This is a genomic window from Mesorhizobium sp. M1307, from assembly GCF_040318155.1.
GTDB lineage: Bacteria > Pseudomonadota > Alphaproteobacteria > Rhizobiales > Rhizobiaceae > Mesorhizobium.
This window is the reverse complement of the sequence record NZ_JAMYLR010000007.1, coordinates 141,545-167,348: the sequence shown is the minus strand read 5'-3', so window position 1 is coordinate 167,348 and position 25,804 is coordinate 141,545. Positions and strand designations below refer to the sequence as shown.

General features: G+C 64.0%; 21 protein-coding genes and 1 pseudogene. 6 read left to right on the top strand and 16 right to left on the bottom strand.

Going from position 1 to position 25,804, the window contains the following annotated elements; all coding sequences use genetic code 11:
- The first annotated feature begins 140 nt into the window (after positions 1–140).
- Positions 141–1,142, top strand: a complete 1,002-nt coding sequence (locus NKH16_RS11780) for an LLM class flavin-dependent oxidoreductase (protein WP_352899474.1) — start codon at positions 141–143, stop codon at positions 1,140–1,142.
- Positions 1,143–1,297: 155 nt separating this feature from the next.
- Here the strand turns inward: NKH16_RS11780 and NKH16_RS11775 are convergent, their stop codons facing one another.
- Both NKH16_RS11775 and NKH16_RS11770 read right to left on the bottom strand, forming a co-directional pair.
- The gene (locus NKH16_RS11775) at positions 1,298–1,921 is read right to left on the bottom strand and encodes a L,D-transpeptidase (RefSeq protein WP_352899471.1); all 624 of its coding nucleotides are present in this window, start codon (positions 1,919–1,921) and stop codon (positions 1,298–1,300) included.
- Positions 1,922–2,175: 254 nt separating this feature from the next.
- On the bottom strand, positions 2,176–3,195 hold the full coding sequence (locus tag NKH16_RS11770) for a LacI family DNA-binding transcriptional regulator (RefSeq protein WP_352449454.1): 1,020 nt from the start codon (positions 3,193–3,195) through the stop codon (positions 2,176–2,178).
- 217 nt (positions 3,196–3,412) lie between these two features.
- Here NKH16_RS11770 and NKH16_RS11765 point away from each other — a divergent pair, with 217 nt between their 5' ends.
- The 3 genes from NKH16_RS11765 to NKH16_RS11755 are packed head-to-tail and all read left to right on the top strand — an operon-like array spanning position 3,413 to position 7,268.
- The gene (locus NKH16_RS11765; RefSeq protein WP_352449455.1) at positions 3,413–4,996 is read left to right on the top strand and encodes a sugar ABC transporter ATP-binding protein; all 1,584 of its coding nucleotides are present in this window, start codon (positions 3,413–3,415) and stop codon (positions 4,994–4,996) included.
- Entirely contained in the window at positions 4,993–6,306 is a 1,314-nt protein-coding gene (locus NKH16_RS11760) for an ABC transporter permease (protein WP_023676963.1), read from the top strand. Before NKH16_RS11765 ends, NKH16_RS11760 begins: the two co-directional genes overlap by 4 nt.
- Positions 6,303–7,268 carry a substrate-binding domain-containing protein gene (locus NKH16_RS11755; RefSeq protein ID WP_254815861.1) on the top strand — a complete coding sequence of 322 codons (966 nt, stop codon included), beginning with the start codon at positions 6,303–6,305 and terminating at the stop codon, positions 7,266–7,268. Before NKH16_RS11760 ends, NKH16_RS11755 begins: the two co-directional genes overlap by 4 nt.
- 68 nt (positions 7,269–7,336) lie before the next feature.
- Here the strand turns inward: NKH16_RS11755 and NKH16_RS11750 are convergent, their stop codons facing one another.
- The 6 genes from NKH16_RS11750 to NKH16_RS11725 are packed head-to-tail and all read right to left on the bottom strand — an operon-like array spanning position 7,337 to position 14,398.
- Positions 7,337–7,798, bottom strand: a complete 462-nt coding sequence (locus NKH16_RS11750) for a MarR family winged helix-turn-helix transcriptional regulator (protein ID WP_352449630.1) — start codon at positions 7,796–7,798, stop codon at positions 7,337–7,339.
- A complete protein-coding gene (locus NKH16_RS11745) occupies positions 7,795–8,379 on the bottom strand; it encodes an amino acid synthesis family protein (protein WP_023676966.1) in 585 nt (194 codons plus the stop codon). Before NKH16_RS11745 ends, NKH16_RS11750 begins: the two co-directional genes overlap by 4 nt.
- Complete coding sequence (locus tag NKH16_RS11740) at positions 8,372–9,247, bottom strand: UPF0280 family protein (RefSeq protein ID WP_352834685.1); 876 nt, start codon at positions 9,245–9,247, stop codon at positions 8,372–8,374. The genes NKH16_RS11745 and NKH16_RS11740 overlap by 8 nt, the downstream gene beginning before the upstream one ends.
- The gene (locus NKH16_RS11735) at positions 9,244–10,788 is read right to left on the bottom strand and encodes a 6-hydroxynicotinate reductase (protein WP_352449457.1); all 1,545 of its coding nucleotides are present in this window, start codon (positions 10,786–10,788) and stop codon (positions 9,244–9,246) included. The genes NKH16_RS11740 and NKH16_RS11735 overlap by 4 nt, the downstream gene beginning before the upstream one ends.
- Positions 10,785–13,538 carry a molybdopterin-dependent oxidoreductase gene (locus NKH16_RS11730; RefSeq protein ID WP_352899467.1) on the bottom strand — a complete coding sequence of 918 codons (2,754 nt, stop codon included), beginning with the start codon at positions 13,536–13,538 and terminating at the stop codon, positions 10,785–10,787. Before NKH16_RS11730 ends, NKH16_RS11735 begins: the two co-directional genes overlap by 4 nt.
- Positions 13,538–14,398: an FAD binding domain-containing protein gene (locus NKH16_RS11725; protein ID WP_352539932.1), complete on the bottom strand. Its 861-nt coding sequence runs from the start codon at positions 14,396–14,398 to the stop codon at positions 13,538–13,540. The genes NKH16_RS11730 and NKH16_RS11725 overlap by 1 nt, the downstream gene beginning before the upstream one ends.
- A 272-nt stretch (positions 14,399–14,670) precedes the next feature.
- Here NKH16_RS11725 and pncA point away from each other — a divergent pair, with 272 nt between their 5' ends.
- Together pncA and NKH16_RS11715 are read left to right on the top strand one after the other, a co-directional pair.
- Complete coding sequence (gene pncA, locus NKH16_RS11720; protein ID WP_023676971.1) at positions 14,671–15,270, top strand: bifunctional nicotinamidase/pyrazinamidase; 600 nt, start codon at positions 14,671–14,673, stop codon at positions 15,268–15,270.
- 40 nt (positions 15,271–15,310) lie between these two features.
- Positions 15,311–16,738: a sodium:proton antiporter gene (locus NKH16_RS11715; RefSeq protein WP_352899464.1), complete on the top strand. Its 1,428-nt coding sequence runs from the start codon at positions 15,311–15,313 to the stop codon at positions 16,736–16,738.
- On the opposite strand, the gene NKH16_RS11710 is transcribed toward NKH16_RS11715, so the two are convergent.
- From NKH16_RS11710 to NKH16_RS11675, 8 genes and pseudogenes are all read right to left on the bottom strand, one after another.
- A complete protein-coding gene (locus tag NKH16_RS11710; RefSeq protein ID WP_352899461.1) occupies positions 16,739–17,458 on the bottom strand; it encodes an ABC transporter ATP-binding protein in 720 nt (239 codons plus the stop codon). It abuts the gene before it with no gap.
- Positions 17,451–18,179, bottom strand: coding sequence for an ABC transporter ATP-binding protein (locus NKH16_RS11705; RefSeq protein WP_352455937.1), 729 nt, complete (start codon positions 18,177–18,179; stop codon positions 17,451–17,453). Before NKH16_RS11705 ends, NKH16_RS11710 begins: the two co-directional genes overlap by 8 nt.
- On the bottom strand, positions 18,176–19,138 hold the full coding sequence (locus NKH16_RS11700) for a branched-chain amino acid ABC transporter permease (protein WP_352455936.1): 963 nt from the start codon (positions 19,136–19,138) through the stop codon (positions 18,176–18,178). Before NKH16_RS11700 ends, NKH16_RS11705 begins: the two co-directional genes overlap by 4 nt.
- Entirely contained in the window at positions 19,135–20,016 is an 882-nt protein-coding gene (locus NKH16_RS11695) for a branched-chain amino acid ABC transporter permease (protein WP_352899456.1), read from the bottom strand. The genes NKH16_RS11700 and NKH16_RS11695 overlap by 4 nt, the downstream gene beginning before the upstream one ends.
- 233 nt (positions 20,017–20,249) lie before the next feature.
- Positions 20,250–21,554: an ABC transporter substrate-binding protein gene (locus NKH16_RS11690; protein WP_352899453.1), complete on the bottom strand. Its 1,305-nt coding sequence runs from the start codon at positions 21,552–21,554 to the stop codon at positions 20,250–20,252.
- 162 nt (positions 21,555–21,716) lie between these two features.
- Positions 21,717–23,159, bottom strand: coding sequence for a hypothetical protein (locus NKH16_RS11685; protein ID WP_352899450.1), 1,443 nt, complete (start codon positions 23,157–23,159; stop codon positions 21,717–21,719).
- Positions 23,160–23,328: 169 nt separating this feature from the next.
- A complete protein-coding gene (gene pncB, locus NKH16_RS11680; RefSeq protein ID WP_254815847.1) occupies positions 23,329–24,633 on the bottom strand; it encodes a nicotinate phosphoribosyltransferase in 1,305 nt (434 codons plus the stop codon).
- Positions 24,634–24,825: 192 nt separating this feature from the next.
- Positions 24,826–25,759 (bottom strand): annotated as a pseudogene (locus tag NKH16_RS11675) (LysR substrate-binding domain-containing protein).
- Between the last annotated feature and the right edge of the window lie 45 nt (positions 25,760–25,804).

The window sequence follows — 25,804 nt, the reverse complement described above, 5'->3', positions numbered from 1 at the left end:
AAGCGTCCCCCCGATGGTGCAGATCACGACCTTGCATCGGTCGCACGTCCGTTGTGCCCTCAGCGCTCCATCAACATTTTGAATTTGCCGCCTCGGCAACGGCTTCCTACATCCCTTCGGCCCACAGGAAACCCGCGCCGATGACCGTTCTTTCCGTTCTCGACCTGTCGCCGATCGTCGAAGGCAGCAACGCTTCACAGTCACTCGCCAATTCGCTCGATCTCGCCCGTCATGCCGAGCGGCTGGGTTACCGGCGCTATTGGCTGGCAGAGCACCACAATATGCCGGGCATCGCCAGCGCCGCCACCTCGGTGGTCATTGCCCATGTGGCCGGCGGCACCAATACGATACGCGTCGGCGCCGGCGGCATCATGCTGCCCAATCATTCGCCGCTGGTCATCGCCGAGCAGTTCGGTACGCTTAACGCTCTGCATCCTGGCCGCATCGATCTCGGCCTCGGCCGGGCGCCCGGCACCGACATGGCCACGGCACGGGCGCTGCGCCGTAACCTCGACGCTGGCGCCGACAATTTCCCGCAGGACGTCATCGAGCTGATGGGTTACTTGCAGCCGGCCGAAGACGGCCAACGCATCCGCGCAGTGCCCGGCGAAGGCGAAAAGGTGCCGATCTGGATTCTCGGTTCCAGCCTCTACGGCGCGCAGCTTGCCGCCATGCTCGGCCTGCCCTACGCCTTCGCTTCGCATTTTGCGCCGGCCGAGCTCGACCATGCTCCGGAGATCTACCGCTCGCGTTTCCAGCCTTCGGAGCAGCTCGACAAGCCTTATGTGATGCTCGGCCTCAACGTCTTCGCCGCTCCTTCCGATGCCGAGGCGTGGCTGCTGTTCACCTCGCTGCAGCAGGCCTTCGTCAATCTGCGCACCGGCCGGCCCGGCCGATTGCCGCCGCCGGTCGAAGGATATGAGCGCGACCTCGATCCAATGGCCAAGACCATGCTCGGCCAAGCGCTTTCCTGCGCCGTCGTCGGCTCCCCGGAAACAGTCAGGCAAGGCATCGAGGCGTTTGTGCGCCGCACCGGCGCCGACGAGCTGATGGTCACAGCGCAGATTTTCGACCATGCGGCGCGGGTGCGCTCGTTCGAGATCCTGGCCGACGCCCACAAATCGCTGTCGGAAGCTGCCTGAGAGTTGGTTCGCCACTTGCCACTGTTGCGGGCAAGGCCGGCCTTAGGCAGGGAGATCGCGAACAGGTGTGCGAAAACATAGCGAACATTTCGCGCGTTTTGCGCGGAGGTTTTCGATCCGTCATGCTCGTCCGTTAGCGGGAAACGCGGCGTCCACTAAATGACGATCACCTTGGTGCCGATTGTGGCGCGGTCATAGAGATCGATGATGTCCTGGTTCATGAGGCGAATGCAGCCCGCAGACACGGCTTTGCCGATGGACCACCATTCGGGGCTACCGTGCAGGCGATATCCAGTGTCACCCTTCTCGTTGAAAAGATAAAGCGCCCGCGCCCCGAGCGGGTTCACGAGTCCGCCCTCCATATGGGCCGGTATGATGCGGCCTCGCTTCTGCTCGCGCACGATCATCGCGGACGGCGCGCTCCAATCTGGCCATTCGCGCTTCCTTGCAACGTGAGCAGTGCCATGCCACTCGAAGCCCGCCTTGCCGACGCCGATGCCGTAGCGCAGTGCCTGACCGTCTCCCAACACGTAGTAGAGAAACTTCGCTCCTGTATCGACAATGATGGTGCCAGGCGCCTCGTCAGTTGCATAAGGCACTGTCTGCCGACGGAACTTTTGGTCGACCTTGTAGATCGGAACCGGCGGAACGCGAAAACCGGCGTCGGTGAGGCCGCCATAGGCCGAGGGGAAAGTCTTAAATGCGCCGCCGGTGGTGCAGCCGAAGAATGCGACCATCCCAGCAAGTACCAGCCCGATTAGGATCGATTTCACGCGCATGACTCAAGCCGGCGCCCGTGTGGGCGATCAGCCGCATCTCGTCATATTCCTAAACCGACATGCTTCGATTGCCAAGATTTTCCTGACTGTCGGCTGGCTGATTGTTGGCCACTTGGCTCGATCGGCGCCGCGTCCTTCAATTGCTCGGTTTTCGAAAGACGAACGCCCGTAGTGGCTGCGAAGGCCCGGGGTCGGCAGGACAGAGGGAGCGCTGTCCGTCCGGCATTGCAAAGTTTCTGAACAGAGCCCAAGCGCTACGCGCTGACACTCTGCGCAGTCGCACCTAGCGGACGGCATGAATTGCGGATCATCAAGCGTCCCTTGAGCGTCAGCTTGCGCGGCGGCGCATCCCTGTTTCCGGCGAGCCGGTCGAGCAGCAGATTGGCCGCCTGTTCGCCAATCGCCTGCACCGGCTGTGCGACCGTGGTCAATTGCGGCCGGAACACATCCGACCACGGAAAGTCGTCGAAGCAGGCGACCGAAATATCCTCCGGACATGACAGGCCGATATCGCGAATGGCCTTCATGGTGCCGATCACCATCGGGTTGTTGGCCGAAAAGATGGCGCTCGGCCGGTCGTGCAGCGAAAGCAGCTGCATGGTGGCGTTGTAGCCGTCTACTTCATGGAAGTTGCCGAAGCGGACGAGTTCGGCCTCGGCCGGCAGGCCGGCGGCCTGGAGGGCCTCGCGGTATCCCGCCATGCGGTCATGCATCGGCGAGATATCGAACGAGCCGGAGATGTAGCCGATGCGCCGATGGCCGAGATCGATCAGGTAAGTGATGGCGTCGAACACCGCGCGCTGATTGTCGAGAACGACGGCATCGGTGTCGACACCCTGGCAAACACGGTCGAGCAGCACGACGGGCACATTGGCGTCGTCGACAATCCGTTTGAGGATCGCGCCGTCACCGACACGCGCGACGATCAGTCCGTCGACCATGCGGTCGAGCAGCAGCCTGATCTGGTCGTCCTGCGTGTTCAGGTGCTCGTCGGTGCAGCACAGCATGACGGCGTAGCCGGCCCTGTCGAAAGCCTGCTGGATGACCGAAACCACGTCGGTAAAGAACGGATTGGTGATATGGGGGACGGTAAGACCGATGGTGCGTGTGGTGCCCATCTTCAGGCTGCGGGCAATGGCGTTGCGCTTGTAGCCGATGTCGCGGATCGCCTGTTCGATGCGCTGGCTGAGCTCGGGGCTGACGGTCGCGGTGCCGTTGATCAGCGCCGATACGGTGGCCACGGAAACACGCGCCGCCTCGGCCACATGAAGCATGGTCGGTGCAGTGGATTTGCGCTGCTTTTTTCGTCCTGACGCTGTCATTTTCGAAACGTTTCACCACTCCGCGGCAGCAATACGTACGGAATCTTATGATTTTGCGCAAGAATTGAAATGGAACAATCTTACGCTCCAGATATTGGCTTGACATGATCGAAACGTTTAGATTAGCGTTTGAGGCGTTAGGTGACGACGGAGGGAGGCCGTCCTTGTCATGCAGCACGGCAATTCCATCCCTGCGGAAGGCGCTACGGCGGACGGCTCGGCTATCGTGCTGAGGGCCGAGCACATCTCCAAATCCTTCGGCGGTATCGCGGCACTCGTCGATGTCGGCTTCGAGCTGCGGCGCGGCGAAGTCCATGCGCTGATGGGCGAGAACGGCGCCGGCAAGTCGACGCTGATGAAGATCCTGTCCGGCGTCTACACGGATTATAACGGAACGGTCAGTATCGATGGCCACCCGGTGCGCTTTACCGGCGTCCGCGAGGCCGAGCGCGCCGGCATCGCCATCATCCACCAGGAGCTGAACCTCGTCCCCGAACTCAGCGTCGCCGACAACATTTTTCTCGGCCGCGAGAAGCTGATCGCCGGACTGATCGTCGACCGCAAGACGAGCAGCCGCGCCGCCGGAACGCTCTTGGAAAGGCTCGGCATCGAGCTCGACCCGGATGCACGCGTCGGTGCCTTGCGCGTCGGCGAACAGCAACTGGTCGAGATCGCCAAGGCGCTGTCGATGTCGGCACGCATCCTGATCATGGACGAGCCGACCTCCGCCCTTTCGCCAGCCGAATGCCAGCGGCTGTTCCGCATCATCCGCCAGCTCGCCGACAGCGGCGTGGCGATCGTCTACATTTCGCACCGCATCGACGAGGTCATGCATCTGGCCAGCCGCGTCACCGTGTTTCGCGATGGACGCCACGTCCTGACGCGGGTGATGGACAAGCTCGACGAAGACGCCATAATTTCGGCGATGGTCGGGCGAAACCTGCTTGCTTCCTCCCAGGAGCACCGCATCCCCGGTGGCAACACCGTCCTGTCCGTAAGCGAGCTGTCGCTGTCGAAGCCCAATCGCCATGGTTGGCGCACCGTGCTCGACGGCGTCAGCTTCGATCTTGCCGCAGGAGAAATCCTCGGTATCGGCGGGCTGCTGGGCTCGGGCCGTACCGAAATCCTGGAAACCATCTTCGGGTCCAGCGGCGGACGCGCCGGCGGTGAGATCAGGCTCGATGGCGAGGCAGTAGAAATCCGTTCGCCGCGCGATGCGCGCCGGCTCGGCATCGCTCTGGTCACGGAAGACCGCAAGACGCAAGGCCTGCATCTCGAGGCCTCGATCACCGACAATGTCGCGCTGCCGCTGGTCGGCGCGCTGGCGCGGTTCGGCGTGCGCTCGCTGGCCGGTGAGCAAGGGCTGGCACGGGACGCCGTCAAGGCGCTCGGCATTCGCTGCGAGACCGTCGAGCAGCCGGCCGGCACGCTGTCCGGCGGCAACCAGCAGAAGGTCGTCATCGGCAAATGGCTGGCGACGAGGCCGCGGGTGCTGCTGCTCGACGAGCCGACACGCGGCATCGATGTCGGTGCCAAGCGGGAAATTTACGATCTCATCTTCAAGCTGGCGCGAGACGGGCTGGCGATCGCCGTCATCAGCTCGGAATTGCCGGAGCTGCTGCATCTTTCCGACCGTATCCTGGTCATGGCCGACGGCCGCCAGACGGGAATCCTGTCCCGCGCGCAAGCCAGCGAGGAGGCCATCATGCGGCTTGCGGCGCCGCGACGGACGATGACGAGGCCTGCCGCATGAGCATTTTGCATATCCTGTCCCGGACGAAGCTCTATTGGGGCCTGATCGCCATCTTCCTGATCGGCGTGCTCGGCTCGCCGATCAGCTCCAAGGGCAACAACATCTTCCTGTCCTACGGCAACCTGCTCGATGTGCTGCGCCAGGTGTCGACCACCGGGCTGATTGCCACTGGCATGACTGCGGTGATCATCACCGGCGGTATCGACCTTTCCGTCGGCTCGCTGATGGCTATCTGCACGGTCGTCTGTGCCATGCTGCTGACGGTCCCCGGCGTGACGCCGGCGGTGGTGCTGGGGGTGCCGACAGTTGCCCTGGCAGCCCTTTGCCTCGGCATCCTCGTCACTCGTTTCATCCTGCTGAACATCGAAAAATCCCGCGCCGGCGCGCAGGCCACGCACGACATCAGGTTGGACAGCGTTCGCGGGCTGGTGACACCCGGCATTGTCGGGGTGATCCTGTGCAGTCTGGTGCTGTGGTTCCTGCTGCCGCAGGTGGGCTCAAAATTCGGCGTGCTCGGCGTGCTGCTGGTGGCGCCTTGCGTCGGCCTGCTGTTCGGCGCGCTCAACGGCTTCATCATCGTCGCCGGGCGGCTGCAGCCCTTCATCGTGACGCTGGCGATGATGGTCACTGCGCTCGGCATCGCCCGGCTGACGGCCGGCCAGAACAATGCGGTGCTGCCGGTCTACACCGGCTCGAATGCCACCGCCGATTTCGAAATGCTGCGCTCGCTGGTATTCGGCGTGATCCCGATGCCGGGCCTGTTCTTCCTCGGCGCCATCCTGATCTACGGCGCCGTGCTGCGCTTCACCCCGTTCGGCCGCTATGTCTATGCGATCGGCGGCAATGAGGAGGCGGCGCGGCTGTCGGGCATCGCCGCAGGCCGCGTGAAGATCGCCACCTATGCCGTGTCAGGGCTGCTGGCCGGCATCGCGGCGGTGCTCTATGTCGCGCAGTACCGGCAAGGCAAGCCGGACGCCGGCGCCGGGCTGGAGCTCGACGCGATTGCCGCCGTGGTCATCGGCGGCACCAGCCTGATGGGCGGACGCGGCAGCCTCACCGGGACGTTCTGCGGCGTGCTGATCTTCGGGCTGCTCTCCAACATCCTGCAGCTGCACAACATCAATTCGAATCTTCAGCTGGTGCTGAAGGGGATGATCATCATCGGTACCGTGCTCGTACAGGAGCGCAGTGCCGGTGATCTTCTTTTCTATCTGCGACTGCCCGGTGGGCAAGCGCACAAGGAAACGGCCGCGGCAAAGCGGCCGTCGCAAGAGACCGCGTCTCTGAATATTGGAGGAAACAAGAAATGAAACGACGTGAATTGTTGAAGCTCGCCGGGCTGACAGCGGCACTCCTGACCACGACCGCCATGCTTGCCGGCGGCGCCCATGCGCAGGACAAGAAGTGGAAGATCGGCTTCTCGCAGGTGACGACCATCGAACCCTGGCGCGCCCAGTTCAACAAGGACATCCTGGCCGAAGCGGCCAAGCATCCGGAAGTCGAGCTGATCATCACCGACGGCGAGGACAAGACCGAGAAGCAGGTCGCCGATGTCGAAAACCTTATCCGTCAGGAGGTCGATGCGCTCTTGGTATCACCGAAAGAATCCGCCGGCCTGACCGGTGTCGTGCAGCAGGCGATCGATGCCAAGATCCCAGTCTTCGTGCTCGACCGCAACGTCGAAACCAACGACTACACGCAGTTCGTCGGCGGCGACAACAAGCTGATCGGCCGGGCTGCCGGTGAATATGCCGTCGAGCTGCTTGGCGGCAAGGGCAAGGCCGCCGGCAACGTCGTCGAGATCTGGGGCGGCATGGGCACCCAGCCGGCACACGACCGCCATGACGGTTTCCATGAATTCACCGACAAGGAGCCGGGCATAAAATACCTGCTCGACCAACAGTCGGGCGACTGGAAGCAGGACCAGGCCTACAACATCATGGCGACGGCGCTGCGCAACAACGAGAAGATCGATCTCGTCTACGGCCACAATGATCCGATGGCCTATGGCGCCTATCTTGCCGCCAAGGACGTCGGACGTGAGAAGGACATCAAGTTCATCGGCATCGACGGCCTGCCCAATGAAGGCGTGCAGCTCGTCGCCAATGGCGAGCTGACGGCGACGTTCACTTATGTGACGCCGGGCGCCGAAGGGCTGCGGCAGGCGATCAAGTTCCTGAACGGGGAGAAGGTGGAAAAGACCATCACCCTGCCGACGCAGAAGATCACCAAGGAAAATGCCGCCCAGATCCTGAAGGACAACGGCCTCTGAGACGAGGCTTTCCTGCCGGGCGCTCAGCGCCCGGCAGGAACAACAACCAAATGCCGGCAGGCAGCAGCTCAAGCCAGCTTGGCCAGCAGCTTCATGAAAATGGCCGCTTCCTTGGCGGAAAGCGGCGCCAGCGTTTCCTGCGTAATCTCACGGGCAAGCGGAATCAGCTGCTCGATCGCGTCGCGCCCCTCGGCGGTCAGATTGACCAGCAGGCGCCGTTTGTCGATTTCGTGTTTGCTAAGTTCGACAAAGCCACGCGCTTTCAGCCGGTCGATGACGCCCTTCACGGTCGCCGCATCCATGGCGATCAGGCTGCCAAGCTGGTTCTGCGAGGTCTCGCCGACGTCGCGCAATTTGGCCAAAGCGGCAAATTGCGGCGGCGTCAGATCGGCGATGTGTGCGGCGAAGATCGAGACATGGCGCTGATGCGCCTTGCGCAGGATGAAGCCGACCTGCTCCTGCAAGCGATAGTCGTTTTCGTCAGGCTCCTCGGCCTCGACCAGCTTGAGCAGATTGTCCTCGGCGCTCACCGCAGCCCATCCCATGCCTTAATGTCCTTGGCCGCCAGCCCACCCATGCGGTCGTGCACGCGCGGGCCGCAGGTCATGGCTAGGCAAAACAGGATCTCGTCGGGACGGGGGCCATCGCTGATGCCGATTTCCATGGCATCGAAATGGCTGCGCACATAGGCGGCGTTGATGTGGCCGAGCGGCACATCGAGCCGCGCGCCGAAGCCGCCGACCTTCTTCGCCGAGGGCACGATCGCCTTGGCGTCGCCGAGCCGTTCGCGCATGGCATAGCCGCCCGGCACATGCCACAGCGCGCCATGCTCCAGCTCGCCCGCCATGCCGACGATGGCGCCCTTGCCGTAACCGTCGATCTGTTTGACGTCGCCGCCCAATGCGGCAATAAGCCTGTCGGAGAGCAGCAGCCCGAGCGGCTTCAAATCCTCCATGGCGCTCTGCAGTTCCTCGACGTAACGGCCGGCGAACGGGTTCTTGACCACAGCCATGGCCGCCGCGCGGCGCCGCGGCACCTTCGCCACCGGCCCGCCTTCGTGAAAAATCTCTTCGGTCAGCACGGCGATCTTGCGGATCGGAAACTCAGGCATGAGCAATTTCCCTCTCTAAAACTTTATTGGCGAGCGCCATCGGACCTGCGATGCGCGCCTGACCGCCGAGGAAAAGCGCCGCGGCGGCAATCAGGCCGCGCCGCCGAAACTCCTCGGCAACGGCAAATCCGCCTTCCAGCGCAATAGCGATTTCAGCGGCGGAAAGCAGCCCCACGCCCTGCGTCACCAAACGGTCGCCGAGGTCGCTGTCAGGTGCGAGATCACGCGCCCGTACGCGCCTAACGGCCGGATGACCGGGCAGGTCGACGGCGTTGGCGATCAAGGTCGCGGCGGCATCGGCTTCAGCACCCGTTCGCGCCAGCACCGTGACCGCGTCGGCGATGCCCAGCGAAAAGGAGCGGCCGCGCCAACCGCTTGTCGCGACACCGCGGATCCCGTCTTCGGGGCGGATCGTGAGACGATCTGCCAACCCATGACCTGTCCCGGCAATGGCAAGCGTCATCGACTGCCCGTGGCCGAGATAGATCGCGCTGTCGCCGCCATTGTTGACATAGGCGCGCTCGAGCGGGCGGCCGGCAAGCAGCGCGCCAAGCACTTCGTCGGCTACCGAGCCGGCGACGGCCGCCATCGGTGTGATGAATTGTTTCGCTAGCGGAACGACCGCCGCTTCCATGCGGCGCGCCGTCGGGCCAGCGAAAGCACGTGGCCGCGAGGCGGCCGGGCGCCGCAGTTCGGGCAACTCTTCGACCAGTTCGGGCAGGATTGTCTGGAAGCGCGCCACTGCCTGGCGATATGCGGCGCTGCATTCACTCGCCTCGCCGAATGCCTCGACGATCAGGTCGATCGGCCCATGATTGAGATGAAGCCTCCGGCCGTCCTCGAGCCAATGCGCCTGCGGGCCGTTCATCGCCCGGCCCCGTTTGCGACCGCGCGACGCAACTGCGCCAGCGGCGGCCAGGGATTGTCACGGGGTGCGGCCGTGCCGCGGCGCGGATTGAGATATTCGCCGCCCTTGGCCAGGATATCGTCGACGCTGCGGATTTCGCCTTCGTAGCCGCCAAGCCTGACATAATCGTCGTGGCGCATGGTGAACTCGATCGGCGCCACCAGCGCCGGGGTCGGCACATAGCCGAAGGCGCCTTCCGGCACGCGGGTGACGTCGACCATCAGCGTGATGCCGCCGCCCGGCCAGACATAGACCGGCGCGCCGCCGACCGTCACATAGGTCGTCAAGCCCTGCACCGAGCGGGTCAGATTGACCGGGTTCTCGGTGACGCCGGCGCGCAGCGAGCCGCCGGCGCCGCCGACGAAAAGCACGGTGCAGAGCGCCGGCTCGCAATTGTCCTCGATCAGTTCGACCGACTTCCGCAGCCGCTCCGGGAACGGTTTCTGGACCGGCTTCAGTTCGTCGTCGAGCTCGTAATAGGCGAATTGCTCACCGGTGGTCGAGACCATCAGCAGCGACATGCCGGGGCGCGCACCCTTTTTGGCGTTCCATTCACCAAGGATCGACAGCGGGTCGGAAATGCTGGTGCCGCCCCAGCCGAGGCCGGGCTCCGACACCTTGAAATAACGGCCCGGCGTCGAACGGCGGCCGATGATCTTGATGCCGGTATCCTGCCAGCCAAGCACCTTGCCGGCCTGATGCTCGGAGACGACGCCGGTGATGTGGTCATCGACCACCACCACCTCGTCGACAAGGCCGCGCCATTGGGTCGCGAACATGCCTATAGTAGCCGAACCGCAGCCGACGCGCATCCGCTGCTCGAGCTTGCCGTCGATGACCGGCGGCTTGCCGGCTTCGACGATGACGGTGGCGCCGCCGTCGATGACGAGTTCAACCGGTTTGCGGTTGCACAGGGCGAGCATGGCGTCGCAGGTGGCGCGCCCTTCAGCCTTCGAGCCGCCGGTCAAATGATGTACGCCGCCCAGCGACAGCATCTGCGAGCCGTATTCGCCGGTCGTGACATGGCCGATCGCCTCGCCTTGGGCACGGACCGTCGCCGTTTCGGGGCCGATATGACGGTCGGTGTCGATCTTCACCTTGACGCCGCAATAGGAGAAGATGCCCTCGGTGACGACGGTGACCAGATCGACGCCCTCGACCTCCTGGCTGACGATGAAGGGCGCCGGCTTGTAATCGGGATAGGTGGTGCCGGCGCCGATGGCGGTGACGAAGCGGCGGCCGGTGTTGACCAGTTCGCCGTCCCATGCCTCGCCTTCTTCGGCAAAGGGTACGATTGCGGCGCCGGTCTCGGCCGCGTGGTCGAGGATGGTCAGTGGATCCATCCGCACGATCCTGCCGCCAACATTGCCGTAGCGGTCGCAGGCGCCGGTGCGGCCATCGGCGATGTAGCACATGACCGGACAGGCATCGCAGCGGATCTTCTCGGCCACCAGCTTCTCGCCGGGATCATGCGTCTCGAAGCGTTCGGCAAGCTCGCTCATCGGCGCGCCTCCTTGTCGAGGATGGCGGCGCGGATGCGGGTCGGCGTCGCCGGAATTTTGGTGACCAGCACACCGGTGGCGTGGCGGATGGCGTTGAGGATCGCCGGCGCCGTCGGGATCAGCACATGCTCGCCCAAACCCTTGGCGCCGAAGGGTCCTTCCGGATCCGGAACTTCTATCAGGATGGTCTCGATCGGTGGCACGTCGCCGATCGTCGGGATCAGATAATCGTGCAGGTTTTCGGTGCGGCCGGGGATGAATTCCTCCATCAGCGCCATGCCGATGCCCTGGGCGATTCCACCCTCGATCTGGCCCTCTGCCAGTAAAGGGTTGATGGCCTTGCCGACATCGTGAGCGGCGGTGATTTTTATAAGCTTCACGGTGCCGAGCCTGAGGTCGACCTCCAGTTCGGCGATCTGGGCGCCATAGCCATAGACGGCATAAGGCTTGCCCTGGCCCTTGGCATCGAGCGGCAGCGTCGGCGGGTCGTAGCTTTCCTCGGCGCGAAAGACAAAGCCTTCGGGGTCTGCCTTCAGCGAGGAAAGATCGACGCGGCGGGTCGCTTCGCCTTCCCTGATGCTCAGGCTTGTGCCGTCCAGCGCAATCGCCGCCTTTTCCGAGACATTGGCGAAACGCAAGATCTCCTCGCGCAAGGCGCGGCCGGCCTTTTCGGCGGCCTTGCCGGTGACGAAGGTCTGGCGCGAGGCCGAGGTCTTGCCGGCGTCGGGGGTGATCGCCGTGTCGGCGCCTTTCAGCAGGAATTTTTCGAGCGGAAGACCCAACGCATCGGCGCAGATCTGCGCGATGACAGTGTTCGAGCCTTGCCCGATATCGACCGCACCCTGATGCAGGACGACTGCGCCCGATGCCGAGATGCCGACCTTGATGGTCGACGGATTGGGCAGCGAGGTGTTGCCGCAGCCGTACCAGCAAGAAGCGATGCCGACGCCGCGTTTTTTGATGCTGCTACCGGCATTGAACGCTTCGGCATCGCGAACGGCACGCTGCCAATGTGAACGGAGGGCCTCGAGGCAGTCGGCGATGCCGACGCCCGACTCGAGCCGCTGGCCGGTGACTGTTTCGGATCCGTTCCGAAGGCAGTTCTTCAGGCGAAAGGCGAGCCGATCCATGCCGAGCTTGTCGGCCAGCTCGTCATAGAGGGTCTCCTGCATGATCGTCGCCTGCGGCACGCCGAAACCGCGAAAGGCGCCGGCAATCGGGCCGTTGGTGTGGATGGCGCGGCCTTCGGCGCGATAGTTCGGCGTCGCATAGGGGCCGGAGGCGTGCACCGGCACGCGGTTGGCGACCGTCGGCCCCCAGCTGGCATAGGCGCCGGTGTTGAAATCGCCGGCGAAGACCATGCCGGTGACACGGCCGTCGGCATCGGCGCCGATGCTCGCTCTCATCAGAGCCGGATGGCGCTTGGTGGTCGAGATCATCGATTCGGTGCGGCTGTAGGCGAGCGCCGCCGGCCGGCCGGTTTTCATGGCGACGAGGCCGATGAGCGGTTGCAGCGAGACGTCGAGTTTGGAGCCGAAGCCGCCGCCGGTGGCGGTCGGCACGATGCGCACCTTTTCCGGGGCAAGGCCGAGCACTTTTGCCGTGTCGTCGCGGTCCATATAGGGCGCCTGCGTGCAGGCGACGACCACCAGCGTGTCGCCGTCCATGAAGGCATAGCCGGCTTCCGGTTCGATATAGGCGTGCTCGACATAGGAGGTGTCGATGGCGCCGGAAACGACGAAAGCCGCACCGGCAAGCGCGGCTTCCGGGTCGCCACGCTCGACGAAGCCGGAGGTGAGCAGGTTCGAGGGCCGGTTTTCATGGACCAGTGGCGCACCGCCGGCCTGCGCTTCGCCAGTTTCCAGAAAATGCGGCAACTCGGTCCAACTGACAGGAAAATCGGCAAGGTCGAGATCGAGGATAGCCTCGCGTTCGCCGGCAACCAGCGCCACCGCCTCACCGCGAAAGCGCGAAACCCCTTCGGCCAGCGCCGGCTGGTCGGCGAAGGGCGCGATGACGCCGAAACAATTCTTTCCCGGAATGTCGGCGGCGGTGAAGACGCCGGCAATGCCGGGACGGGATTTCACCCAACTGCCGAGGTCGCCAAAAGTGAAAGCGGCACGATAATGCGGCGAGCGGACCACCAGCACCGACAATGCGTCAGCCGGGAATGAATCACCGCCGAATTTTTCGCCGCCAGTGACTTTCGGAAGGCCATCGAGGCGGATCGGGGAGGAGCCGACGGCATGGCCAGAGGATGGCATGCGCTGATCGAGGCCGTCGGCGTGGCGCCAGGCATCCATCACCGCGGTGACGATCTTGCGGTAGCCGGTACAGCGGCAGAGCACGCCGCCCAGTGCATCCTGCGTTTCGGCCTCGCTCGGGCAAGGCGTCCTGTCCAGGAGTGCCGTTGCCGCGACCAGCAGGCCGGGCGTGCAGGCGCCGCATTGCGCTGCGCCATGGCTGAGGAACGAAGCCTGCAGCGCCGACAACCGGCCATTGGCGAGGCCTTCGACTGTCGTCACCACGGTGCCGGAGGCGGAAGCCGCGGGCATCAAGCAGGCGCAGACCGGCTCGCCGTCGACCAGCACCGTGCAGGCGCCGCAATCGCCGGCATCACAGCCGATCTTGGTGCCGGTCAGCCGCAACTCGTCGCGCAGCACCGCGGACAGCCGCCGCACCGGCGGCACACAAACGCTGACGGCGGCGCCGTTGACTTCGAAGGCGATGTCGGCGCGCTCCATGCCCATCAGGCCGCCGCCCTTTCGTCGGGAACAGCGCCCATCGCACCAAGCACGGCGCGGGCGACGATCTCGCGCGCAGCGTCCAGCCGATATTCGGCGCTGCCGCGCACGTCGCCGATCGGCGACAGCTCGTCCATCGGTGCGGATTGGATCGCAGTGGCCAGCGCGTGGCCGACGGGCCGGCCGCGTAGCGCCGCCTCGACACCCGCCAGGCGCCTGGCGACAACCGAGCAGGAACCGACGGCGACGGCCGCGTTCCTGACCATACCATCTTCGACGGCCAGGCGTGCGGCGGCCATGGCGATGGAGATGACGAGATAACGCCGCGCGCCGAGTTTCACGAAGGCGGAGCTGCCGGCGGTCGCGGGTTTGGGAATGCGGATTGCCGTGACCATTTCGCCGGGCTGCAGTGCGGTGCGACGGTTGCCGAGGATGAATTCTGCAAGGGGCAGATGCCGGGTCGCCACAGCGGAACGCAGTTCGACTTCGGCATCGAGCACCAGCAGCGCCGGCACGCCGTCGGCGGCCGGCGAGGCGTTGCAGAGATTGCCGGCAATCGAGGCAACGTTCTGGATCTGCACCGAGCCGACTTCCCGCGCCGCCTGCTTCAGCGCGTCGAAAGCCGCCGGCAGAGGATGGCGGACGAGATCGGTCCAGGTGGTGCGTGCGCCGACGAGCCAATGGTTTTCGGCTTCGGCAATGCCGCGCAATGCCACCAGGCCATTGATATCGAGGACATTGTCGCGGAAAGGCTTGCTGCCCTGTGCCGGATAGAAGTCGGTGCCGCCGGCGAGGATGCGCCATTGCCCTTCGCCCAGCAAAGCGAGGGCATCGTCGACCGTGGTGGGTTTTGCGTAACGGATCACGCTTTGCCTTCCCAGAATGGGCTTCCCGAGAGGGGATCCTGCCGAAAGATTTTCCCGAGCATTCAAGGCAGGAAATTCATTCGTATGCAAATGATATCAAGCCGGCAGGAATTGTCAAAGCCAGAGTTTGCACGACTGTTGGCACCGGTGCACCCGGAATGCGTTTGTTATGCCATGAGAGGTTGACGCAGCCGGCCATCTGGTCAAGTTTCTGCGTCCGGTCGCGTTTTCATTGGAGCCTAAGCTCAAGACCAAGAAAATAAGGAGGCTCCATGGCCGACGAAGCGCTTGTCGTTATCGACCTGCAGAACGATTTCTGCCCGGGTGGCGCCCTTGAAGTGGCCGGTGGCGACGAAATCGTGCCGTTGGTCAATGACCTGATCCGGCGGACCGAGCACGTCCTGCTGACGCAGGACTGGCACCCTGCCGGCCATTCGAGCTTTGCCTCCAGCCACCCCGGCAAGCACCCGTTCGAAACGATCGACGTGCCTTATGGCCACCAGACGCTGTGGCCGGATCACTGCATCCAGGGCAGCCTGGGATCGGATTTCCATTCGGGCCTCGCCTGGAGCAAGGCCGAGCTGGTGATCCGCAAGGGGTTCCGTCCTGCGATCGACAGCTATTCCGCATTCTTCGAGAACGACCGGACGACGCCGACCGGCCTTGCCGGCTATCTCCGGGATCGGAACATCGAGACGCTGACCCTGGTCGGCCTGGCGACGGATTTCTGCGTCGCCTTTTCGGCGCTCGACGCGGTCAAGCTCGGTTTTGAGACGTCCGTGCGGCTCGACGCCTGCCGCGGCATCGACCTCAACGGCTCCGTGGAGAGGATGCTGGGCCGGATGCGCGATGCCGGCGTGACACTGATTTGAACGTCATCCAGCCGAACCTGACAGACTTTTGAGGGGCTTCATGCGGTTTGCGGCGTTGACGGCAAGTGCTGCACTTATTGCAGCAATCTTTTCTCCGAATGCGGTTCTCGCGGCCGAAGCGCACGAATTGCCGGGCGCCGCCATGTCGCTTTGGTGGGTGCTGCCGTTTGCCGGGCTATTGCTTTGCATTGCGACCGGCCCGCTGCTGTTCCATCATGCTTGGGAGCACCATTACGGCAAGATCGCTGCCTTCTGGGCAGCGTTGGTGATCGGGCCGCTGGCTATCGCCTTCGGCATCCCGTCCGCCACGCAGGCGGTGCTGCATGCGCTGCTCACCGAATACATGTCGTTCATCATCCTGCTGTTTGCGCTGTTCACCATTTCGGGCGGTATCTTCGTTGCCGGCAACATACACGGCACGCCGCTGGTCAATGCCGGGCTGTTGATGGGAGGGGCGCTGCTTGCCTCGATCATTGGCACAACCGGCGCCTCGATGATCCTGATCCGGCCGCTCATCCGCGCCAACGACAACCGGCGCTTCAACGCCCATGTCGTCATCTTTTTCATCTTCCTGGTGTCCAACATCGGCGGGTCGCTAACGCCGCTGGGCGATCCGCCGCTGTTCGTCGGCTTTCTGCGCGGCGTCGATTTCTTCTGGACGACAGTTCACCTGCTGCCGGAGACGCTGTTCGTCGCCGGCGTGGTGCTGGCTGTTTTCCTGGCGATCGACATCATCATGCATCGCCGGGAGGAAGGCGCGCCGAAGATCAAGGATCCGACGCCCGACAGCAAGGTGCGCATTCGCGGCCTGGCCAACATCCCGCTGCTGGCCGGCGTAATCGCCGCGATCCTGATTTCCGCTGCCTGGAAGCCGGGAGTGAGTTTCTCTTTTCAGGGCGTCAGCCTCGAGCTGCAGAACTTGGTGCGCGACGCCGCCATCCTGATACTGGCCTTCACTTCGCTTGTCGTCTCGCCGAAGGAATTTCGCGGCGCAAACGCCTTCAACTGGGGGCCGATTGCCGAGGTGGCGAAGCTGTTCGCCAGCATCTTCATCTGCATCGTGCCGGTCGTCGCCATATTGCGGGCCGGGCTCGACGGCGCGCTGGCGCCGTTGGTGCTGCTGGTCAGTTCGCCGACCGGCGCGCCGGACAACCTTGCCTATTTCTGGCTGACCGGAGCGCTGTCGTCCTTCCTCGACAATGCGCCGACCTATCTGGTGTTCTTCGAGCTGGCTGGCGGCGATGCGCAGCATCTGATGACCGAGCTCGCCTCGACGCTGGCGGCGATCTCGGCAGGCGCGGTGTTCATGGGCGCCAACACCTATGTCGGCAATGCGCCGAATTTCATGGTCTTGGCCATTGCCAGGCATCGCGGCATCAAGATGCCGAGCTTCTTTGGCTATATGGCATGGTCGGGCGCGGTGCTGATCCCGACATTCCTGCTTGCCGGCTTGCTGTTCTTTGCCTGATCATCCGACGCCGACATAGCGACGGACCGCCGAGGGATCGGAACGCAGTTCCTCGACATCGACCGTCTCGCGGTTGCGGCCGTTTTCGATGAAACAAACGCGGTCTGCGACCGACAGCACCGCATCGACGCGCTGCTCGACAAGAATTGTCGACACGCCAAGCGCACGCAGCTTCGACACGGTTTCGCGGATCTTGGCGATCATCGACGGCATCAGCCCTTCGGTTGGTTCGTCGAGCAGGAGCACCTGTGGTTCCAGGCACAGGGCGCGGGCCATGGCCAGCATCTGCTGCTCACCGCCGGACAGCGTGCCGGAACGCTGCCTGAGGCGCTGGCGCAGCAGCGGAAAAAGATCGAGCACGTTTTCGCGCGTCGCCTTGCCCTTGTTGCGGGCCATCAGGCCGATCTCGATGTTTTCAGCCACCGTCATCTCGGCGAACAGCCGCCGGCCCTGCGGCACGTAGGCGACGCCGGCCTTGGGCACCTCGTGCGCCGGCAAGCCGGTCAATTCTCGCCCTTCGAGCCGGATCGAGCCTGAGCTTACCGGCACCATGCCCATGATTGCCTTCAGCGTCGTCGTCTTGCCGGCGCCGTTGCGGCCGAACAGGCAGAGCACTTCGCCCTCGTTCAAGACAAGATCGAGGCCATAGAGCACCTGGACCTCGCCATAGAAGCAGTCGACCCCGGAGATCGTCAGTGCCTTGGACTGGGCCTCAGCCATGGGTCGTCCCCAGATAGGCGTCCTGCACCGCGGCATTGGCGCGGATCTGCTCGGGCGTGCCTTCAGCCAAGATCCTGCCGGCGTTGAAGACGGTGATGCTGTCGGCGAGTTGCATGACCACCGGCATGTTGTGCTCGATCAAAAGCACTGTGGCGCTATCGGCGATCTCGCGCACCAGCTCGATGAAGTTGTCGATCTCGCTGTCGGCCAGGCCTTGCGTCGGTTCGTCGAGGATCAGCAGGCGTGGCTTCAGCGCCAGCCCCATCGCCACTTCCAGCAGGCGCTGGTGACCGTAGGACAATTGCCCGGCCGGCATTTGAGCGCGATCGGCAAGGCCGGTGCGCTCGAGCGCCGCCATGACGCCGGTGTGAACCGCGCCCTTCGAGCGGCCGTCGGTCAGCGTGCGCTGCACCGGCAGGGCAACATTGTCGTAGGCGCTGAGATTGGCAAAGACGCTGGTGATCTGGAACGTGTAGGCGATGCCAAGGCGAACCCGGGCGTAGGCAGGCAGGTTGGTGATGTCGGCGCCGTCGAAGACGATCATGCCCGACGAGGGCTGGATGCGGCCGCTGACCAGGCTGACGAAGGTGGTCTTGCCGGCACCGTTGGGGCCGATGATGGCGCGGATCTCGCCCGGCATCAGCGCGAAGTCGACGCCGTCGACGGCGCGCAAGCCGCCGAAACTGCGCGACAGGCCTTTGGTGGTGAGCAGCGGCATCATGGCAACCACCCGAGCCAGCGCTGGCGGATGCTGCCGAGAATGCCTCTCGGGAAGAACAGCACCAGCAGGATGAGCGCTATGCCGACGATCAGCAGATAGGCCGAGGTGTAGCCGCTGGCGACATCGATGACATAATACATGAACAGCGTGCCGATCAGCGGACCGAGCGTGGTGGCGGCACCGCCCAGCAGCACCCAGAGCAGCGGCAGGATGGAATATTGCACCGAGGCGAAGCTCGAGCCGACATAGCCGAACAGCAGCGCATAGGCCGCGCCGGAAGCCGCGCAGATGCTGCCTGAGATGACGACGGCGGCGAGCTTGTTGGAAAATGTATCGTAGCCAAGCATTTTGGTCCGCTCTTCGTTCTCGCGGATCGCGACCAGCACGCGACCGTAGCCGGAGCGGACTATCGCCAGGCTTATGAGCAGCACGATCGAGAACAGTGCCAGCGCGCTCATATAGCGCACGGTCGGGTTGGTGAGGTCGAGTGACGTGCTGCCCAGGACAAGGACACGCATCGGCTGCGGCACGACCATGCCCTGGTCGCCACCGGTCCAGGCAGCGAAATAGAGGATGACGAGATAGAATACCTGCGCGAACATCATAGTGACGATCATGAAGGCGACGCCGGAGGTGCGCAGCGCCAGCAGCCCGATCGCCAGCGCAAGCAGCGCGCCGCAGGCAAGCCCGGCTGCGAAGGCGGCCGGCACGCTCCAGCCGAGATGGATGACGGCAAGGCCGGCGCCATAGAGCCCGGCTGAAAAGAACATGGCATGGCCGAGGCTGAGCAGCCCGACATAGCCGAACAGCAGATTGTAGCCCATGGCGAAGACCGCCAGTACCATGATGCGGGCGAGCAGGCCGTGATGGTATTCCGGCAGGACGAAGCTAAGCCCGAAAAGCAGGGCGATGACGCCGAGGTGCAGCGCATATGGCTTTGCCGGCGAAGCATCCTTCATCGCGATGTCGTCCCGAACAGGCCCTGCGGCCGGAACACCAGCACCATGGCGACGAGCAAGGTGGCGATGATCTTGGCCAGCGTCGGTGAGAAGAACACCGAGATGATGCCGTCGGAAAGGCCGATCAGCACCGCGGCGACGACCGTGCCGCGCAGCGAGCCGAGGCCGCCGATGATGACGACGATGAACGACAGCAACAGCGGGTCCTGTCCCATCAGATAGTGGGCCTGGCTGATCGGCACGATCAGCACCGCGGCGACAGCAGCCAGCATGGCGCCGAGCGCGAAAACACCGGCATAGACTCTCGTCACCGGGATGCCGAAGGCCTGCGCCGTCTCGCTGTCATATTGCGTGGCGCGCATGACGAGGCCGATTTTCGTGCGCGTCAGCACCAGCCAGGTCGCGACCAGCAGCAGCGCCGACGCGGCGATGATCGACAGCTTGTAGCCGGAATAACCGAACCACGGCAGGAGGATGCGGTAGCTGAACGGCGGCTCCACCGGCCGCGCCTCCGGGCCGTAGAAGGTCAGCGCCAATTGCTGAATGATGTAGAGCATGCCGATGGTGGCGACGATGGTGGCTTCCGGATTGTAGTTGAGCCGGCGCAGCACCAGCCGTTCGGCGAGCAGCGCGATCAGGCCGACGATCAGCGGCGCCAGCACCAGGGCGGCCAGGAAGCCGAGCGCCGGATGGTCGGATATCGCCGTTGAGATCGCCCAGGCAAGCACCGCGCCCAGCATGAAGAACTCGCCATGCGCGACATTGACGACGCGCATGACGCCGAACACCAGCGACAGCCCAAGCGCCGTCAGCGCCAGCACGGCGGAGGTGACGAGGCCTTCGAGGGCGGCGAGGAGAAGGTGAGGTCCGAAGTGCATCGGCTAAGCACCGGCGGATGCGCGAAGCACCCCCCTCTGGCCTGCCCTCTTTGCCAAAACTTGGCATCTCCCCCTCGAGGCGAGAGATTGGCTGTCATCACCGCTTTCGCCAATCGTCGAGGTCGGAAAGCGGTCGCCTTCGCAGGAACTGCCAATCTCCCCCCTTGAGGGGGAGATGTCCGGCAGGACAGAGGGGGGTGGGCCGAAGCGCACTGTGCTTAATGAAACCAAGCTCACAGCGCCTGCGTCGTGTAATCCCCTTCCGGCTCGTAGAGGCCGTCCTCGATTTTGGTCTTGTGGACGACATTCAGCCGGCCGCCTTCGACCTTGGAGATGTTCTGGATACCAAAGCACTGGTGGATCTTGCCGTTGAAGGTTTTCGGTCCCTGCGGATGCTCGGGCCCCTCGGCGAACTCGGTCAACGCCTCGGTCGCCTCGACCAGCTTGGCGCGGTCTTCCGGGCCCTTGTAGCCGGCATCCTCCATCGCCTTCTTGACGACGTAGAGCGTTTCCCAGCAGCCGAACATATGCGCGGCGGTGGAGACGTCCTTGGGGTCGCCGACGGCGGCACCATTGTCGTCGATGCCGACTGCGGCGCGGTAGGCCTTCTGTGCAGGGGAATCGTCGGGCTGCGCGTAGCGCGGCGAACCTTCCCAGAAATGGCTGCCGTCGAGGAATTCGAGGCCGGGGCTGTTGATGTCGGTAGCTTCGAGCGAATCGATGAAGCCGAACAATTGCGGCCGATTGGAGCCGTAGAACTCGCCGAGCTCCTTGACGAAGGTGAGCACCGCCGGGCCGACCATGACGTGGTAGATCACCTCGGTCTCCGCGGGGATCTGCGGAAAATATTTGGTGAAAGAGGATTCCGTCGGCGGAATCGCGATCTGGGCGATAACCTCGGCGCCTTGCGCCTTCAGCGCCGGCGGCAGGTAGTCGCGATGGTCGTAGCCGAAAGCGAAATCGGGGAATATCTGCGTCACCTTCTTGCCGGCATTGGCGGCAATCCACGGCGCCATCGACTGGATCTGGCTCTTCACATCGGTGATGCCGGGCTGGAAGACGTAGCGGTTCAACTTGGTCGAGGCGACGTGGTGGCCTTCGCTGACAACGAAATAGGGCATCTTGGCCTCGCCGGCGGCCGGCGCCGAGCCGATGACGACATGCGAAAACAGCGTGCCGTAGACGATATCGGTCTTGTGCTGAGAGGCGAACTTGCCGACGACTTCGGCGCCCCGGCCGGGATCGGTGCCGTCATCCTCGATGATCACGTCGACCGGCCGGCCGTTGATGCCGCCGGCTTCGTTGATCGCCTTGACGGCAGCCGCTGTGGTCTTCTCGTACCAGCGGCCATAGGCGGCGCCGATGCCGGTGCGGTGCGACTGGAAGCCGATCTTGATCGGCGCCGAGCTCTGCGCCTGGCAGTAACGCACGAAACCCGGCGCGACGGCAAGACCGGCGCCGGCGGCAAGGCCCTTCAGCGCCGTGCGGCGGGTGAGAGCGGATCTGGAGAGATCGAAAAACCCATTCTTGTCAGTCACGGCAGTTCCCCTTGTTTTTGAGCTTTGACCAATGGCTGTAGCAGGCAGGCCACTCTTGTTAAGAGGGGCGAAAATTGCATGTGTACAAACTAAATCACCAAAGCTCTGACGTGGCAAGCGAGCTTTCCCCAAGGTTCGATTGACGGGCATCGCACACCTCGTTCATCCGGCGCTCGGCGTCGCAAGCAGCCATAGGCCGAGGACGGTGTAGGCGATCATCAGCACGGTGAGCGGGAACTGGCTGACCGCGGCGCGAGCCGGAATGGCGTGCAGCCGCCAGGCCAAGCCATGGGCGACAAGCACAGCAAGCATGTGGCCGGCTATGATGACGCCGGCCTGGAGGTTCCACAGCCACCACGCCGAACCGGCACCGGCGACGACGCCGGCTTCAATTGACATGTCGGCGGTACCGAACAGGTTCCAGCCCAGCGCAAACGGGCCGGAGAGAGCGGCAATCGCATATTGGCCGTCGACCAGCAGCGCCGTCAGATAATGCGCGAAGTGGTAGGCGAGCGCGATCGGTACGATCGACCAGACCAAAAGCCCGGCGGCGTGACCGAGCGAATGCTTGCTGCCGGCAAGGTTCTGGCCAAGAAAGACGGCGAGCGCGAACACGGCCGCAAGCACGGCAAAGCTCAGCACAAGGCCGAAGCTGCCGATGCCGATCAAAGCGGTGCGTCCCGGAAATTCCAGCGGATTGATGCCGAACCAGCCTAGCCAGAAGAAGGTTTTCGACAGGCCGTCGAAGGACACCGACGACAGCGCAAGCAGCAGGAAAGCGACGCCGCTGAGCGGTAGCGGCGCGGCAGCGAGCAGCTTGGCGCCCGGCCAGCAGAGTTTTAGCCGGCCGTCTGCACTACGTTCGACGATGGCGAAGCGCGCCACCATGGAAAAGAACACGGTCAGGAACTCACCGCTGCGGCTCCAGTCGCGATAGCCGAAGACGATCATCGCGGTAAAGCTCAGCAGCCAATAGAGGCCTGCCGCCCACGCCAGCCGCGCCGGATCGTCTGGCGCAGGGTCGATCAGCTCGAACCAGGCGAAGGCGAAGAACAGCAGGAAAGCCGGCCAATAGCCGAGCCGTTGGGGGAGCAGATACGGCTGCGTTCTGCCAGATAGGCGCGAGGCGACGCGGCATGGCCCGTACCAGGGGTTGAGCCACGACCAGAGATCGCCGGCGAGCCCCTGCAACAGAGCCAGGCCAACCCAGAGCAGCGTCCATACGGTCAGCGGCATCGGATTGGAAAGCGGATCGCGGCTGCCCAACAGGCCGGCGGCAATCAGAATTGCAAAGCCGGCAAAGGATACCAGGCTGACGGCAGTCCGCGCGCCGTCGCCGAAGGTAAAAAGCGGCAGGCGTTTGCGCCAGAAGCGGTCGAGGGAGTCCGGCGGCAGTAGCGCCAGGACAAGGAAGCTGGCGGCAACCGCGAGCGCGCCACCGACGACGTAGTAGCCGGTGGGGAGAAGCAGGACGTGGCCGCGGTCGGAGGCGTGGGCGAAGGCGGGCCTGGGCGACAGGAGAGCCAAGGAAATGACACGGCCGGGAAAGGGCCTGATTGCAGAAATGCAGCGCTCTACGGCGCCCCTCTCTGTCCTGCCGGACATCTCCCCCTCAAGGGGGGAGATCGGCGGTTCCGCCGTCGGCTCTCCTTCTGCAACTTTAGCGATTGGCGAAAGCAGCAATGAGGGCGCAATCTCCCCCCTCGTGGGGGAGATGTCCGGCAGGACAGAGGGGGGCGCGAAGGAACTCATACTACGCAAGAGTTCCCCTACCTCACACCTTCACCAACTGCTCCACGCGGTCCTTCTGGCCGAAGATGCGCAAATAGCGCTCGATCTCTTTCTCGTCGCCTGTCGACTTGGCCGGATTGTCGGAAAGCTTGACCGCCGGCCTGCCGTTGGCTTCGGTGACCTTGCAGACCAGCGAGATGGCGTCTAGCCGGTTGGTCTCGGTCGGCGCGCAGCCCTCGAAATCGTTGGTCAGGTTGGTGCCCCAGCCGAAGGACATGCGCACCTTACCGCGGAAGTGACGGTAGGTTTCCTCGATGGTCTCGACCTCCAGCCCATCCGAGAAGATGAGCAGCTTCTGCTTGGGGTCCTTGCCCTTTTCGCGCCACCAGGAAATGATTTTCTCGCCGCCTTCGATCGGCGGCGCGCTGTCGGGGCGGAAGCCGGTCCAGTCGGCGACCCAGTCCGGTGCGTCGCGCAGGAACGCCGCGGTGCCGAAGGTGTCCGGCAGTACGATCAGAAGGTTGCCGCCGTAGTAGCGCTGCCAGTCCTGCAGCACGTTGTAGGGCGACTGTTTCAATTCCTTTTCCGAATTGGTGAGCGCGGCGAACACCATCGGCAGTTCATGCGCATTGGTGCCGAGCGCCTCGAGATCGTTGTCCATGGCGAGCAGCACGTTGGAGGTGCCAGTGAAGGCCTCGCCGATGCCCTCCTTCAACGCTTCGACGCACCAGCGCTGCCACAGGAAAGAATGACGGCGGCGGGTGCCGAAATCCGAGATGCGGATGCCGGGCAGCGCCTTCAGCCGCTCGGTCTTGGCCCACATCTTGGCCTTGGCGCGGGCATAGAGCACGTCGAGCGCGAACGGCCCGAACGCCCGCATGGCCGCGCGAGATCGAAGTTCATTGATAATTGCCAGCGCCGGGATCTCCCACAGCGTCGTGTACATCCACGGACCGCTGAAGGCGAGTTCGTATTGACCGTCGCGCTTGGAAAGCTCGTATTCGGGCAGCCGGAAATTTTCCAGCCAGGCGAGGAATTCCGGTTCGAATATCTGCTTGCGGCCATAGAAGGTGTTGCCGCCGAGCCAGATCATCTCTTTCTTAGAGAAGCGCAAGGTGCGGGCATGGTCGAGCTGCTCGCGCAGCTCCGTCTCATCGATCTCCTCGGCAAGGCGGACCGAGGTGGTGCGGTTGATCAGCGAGAAGGTGGCGTCGACCTTGGGATACATGCCCCAGATCATCTGCAGCATCAGAAGCTTGTAGAAATCGGTGTCGAGCAAGCTGCGGACGATCGGGTCGAGCTTCCAGGTGTGATTGTAGACGCGCCGCGCTATATCGGTCTTTGCCATCGCTCAATGCGCCTTCGCTGCTCGCTCTAGCTTTTGTCTAGCTCACTTCCGGACGGAAAACCGCTGCGCACTTTTCCTGGAATTGCTCCAAATGCCTCTTAGCATCGAATTTTTGAACGCGCCTCCCGCTTTGCGGGCTGGCCCGACAAAAAGGAGCCCCTGCGGCAAGCGGCGCCTACGGCAGTTTCGGCCTCAGGATGCGGTCTTGGCGCCGACCACCTTGAGCGCTGGACGCTTGCGGCGAATGCCGATGCGGCCTGCCACCGGCGCGTCGGCGCGGCGGTCGGCCTGCTCTTTCTCGGCAAACAGCCAGTCGATGAACAATTGCACGATCGGCGCCGACCGCATCTCGTTGCGGCAGACGACGTAGAAATCGTCGACGGCCGGCACGGAAAGACTGAACGGGGCGACAAGCAGGCCCCTGGCGAGCAGTCCGCTTGCCGTCACCGTGTCGCCGAGCGCCACGCCATGGCCGTGGACAGCGGCCTCGGTCGCCATGCGCGCGTCGCCAAGATGGTGGCGGCGGCCGCGCTCCAGGTCCAGCGCGTCAGCGGCGGCCAGCCAGGTATGCCATTCGCGGCCGTCGTCGCCATGCAGGAAGACGTGATCGGCGAGGTCGCGGACGGTGCGGATCGGGCGGTTGTTGATCAGCGTCGGGCTGACCACCGGGAACAGTTCGAGGCCCGACCATTTGCGCATCCAGCAGTCGGTCCAGCTGCCGTCACCATAGTGTACGCAGACATCGATATGCGGTGCGCGGACGTCCTTGGCATCATTGGATGGGATCAGCGTCAGCCTGATATCCGGATATTGCGAGGTGAAGCTGCCCAGCCGCGGGATCATCCACAGCAACAGTAGCGCCGGCACGCAGGATACAGAGAGAACGCCGGTGCTGGCCGGCCTCGTCATGCGCTGCGTGGCGGCGGCAATGCCGTCGAAGGCGGTCGACCCGCTGACCAGCGCGCTCGAACAGCTTGACACCCAACGATTGCTCGAGCGCCTTGATCTGATGGCTGATGGCGCCGTGGGTGACGTTGAGCTCAGCCGCCGCCTTGCTCAGCGAGGCGTGGCGCGCCGTCGCCTCGAAGGCGCGCAGCGGGTTGAGCGGTGGCAAACGCTTGGCCATTTGGACCCTAGGCTCTGTGAGATTTTCTCACAGATAATACACTAA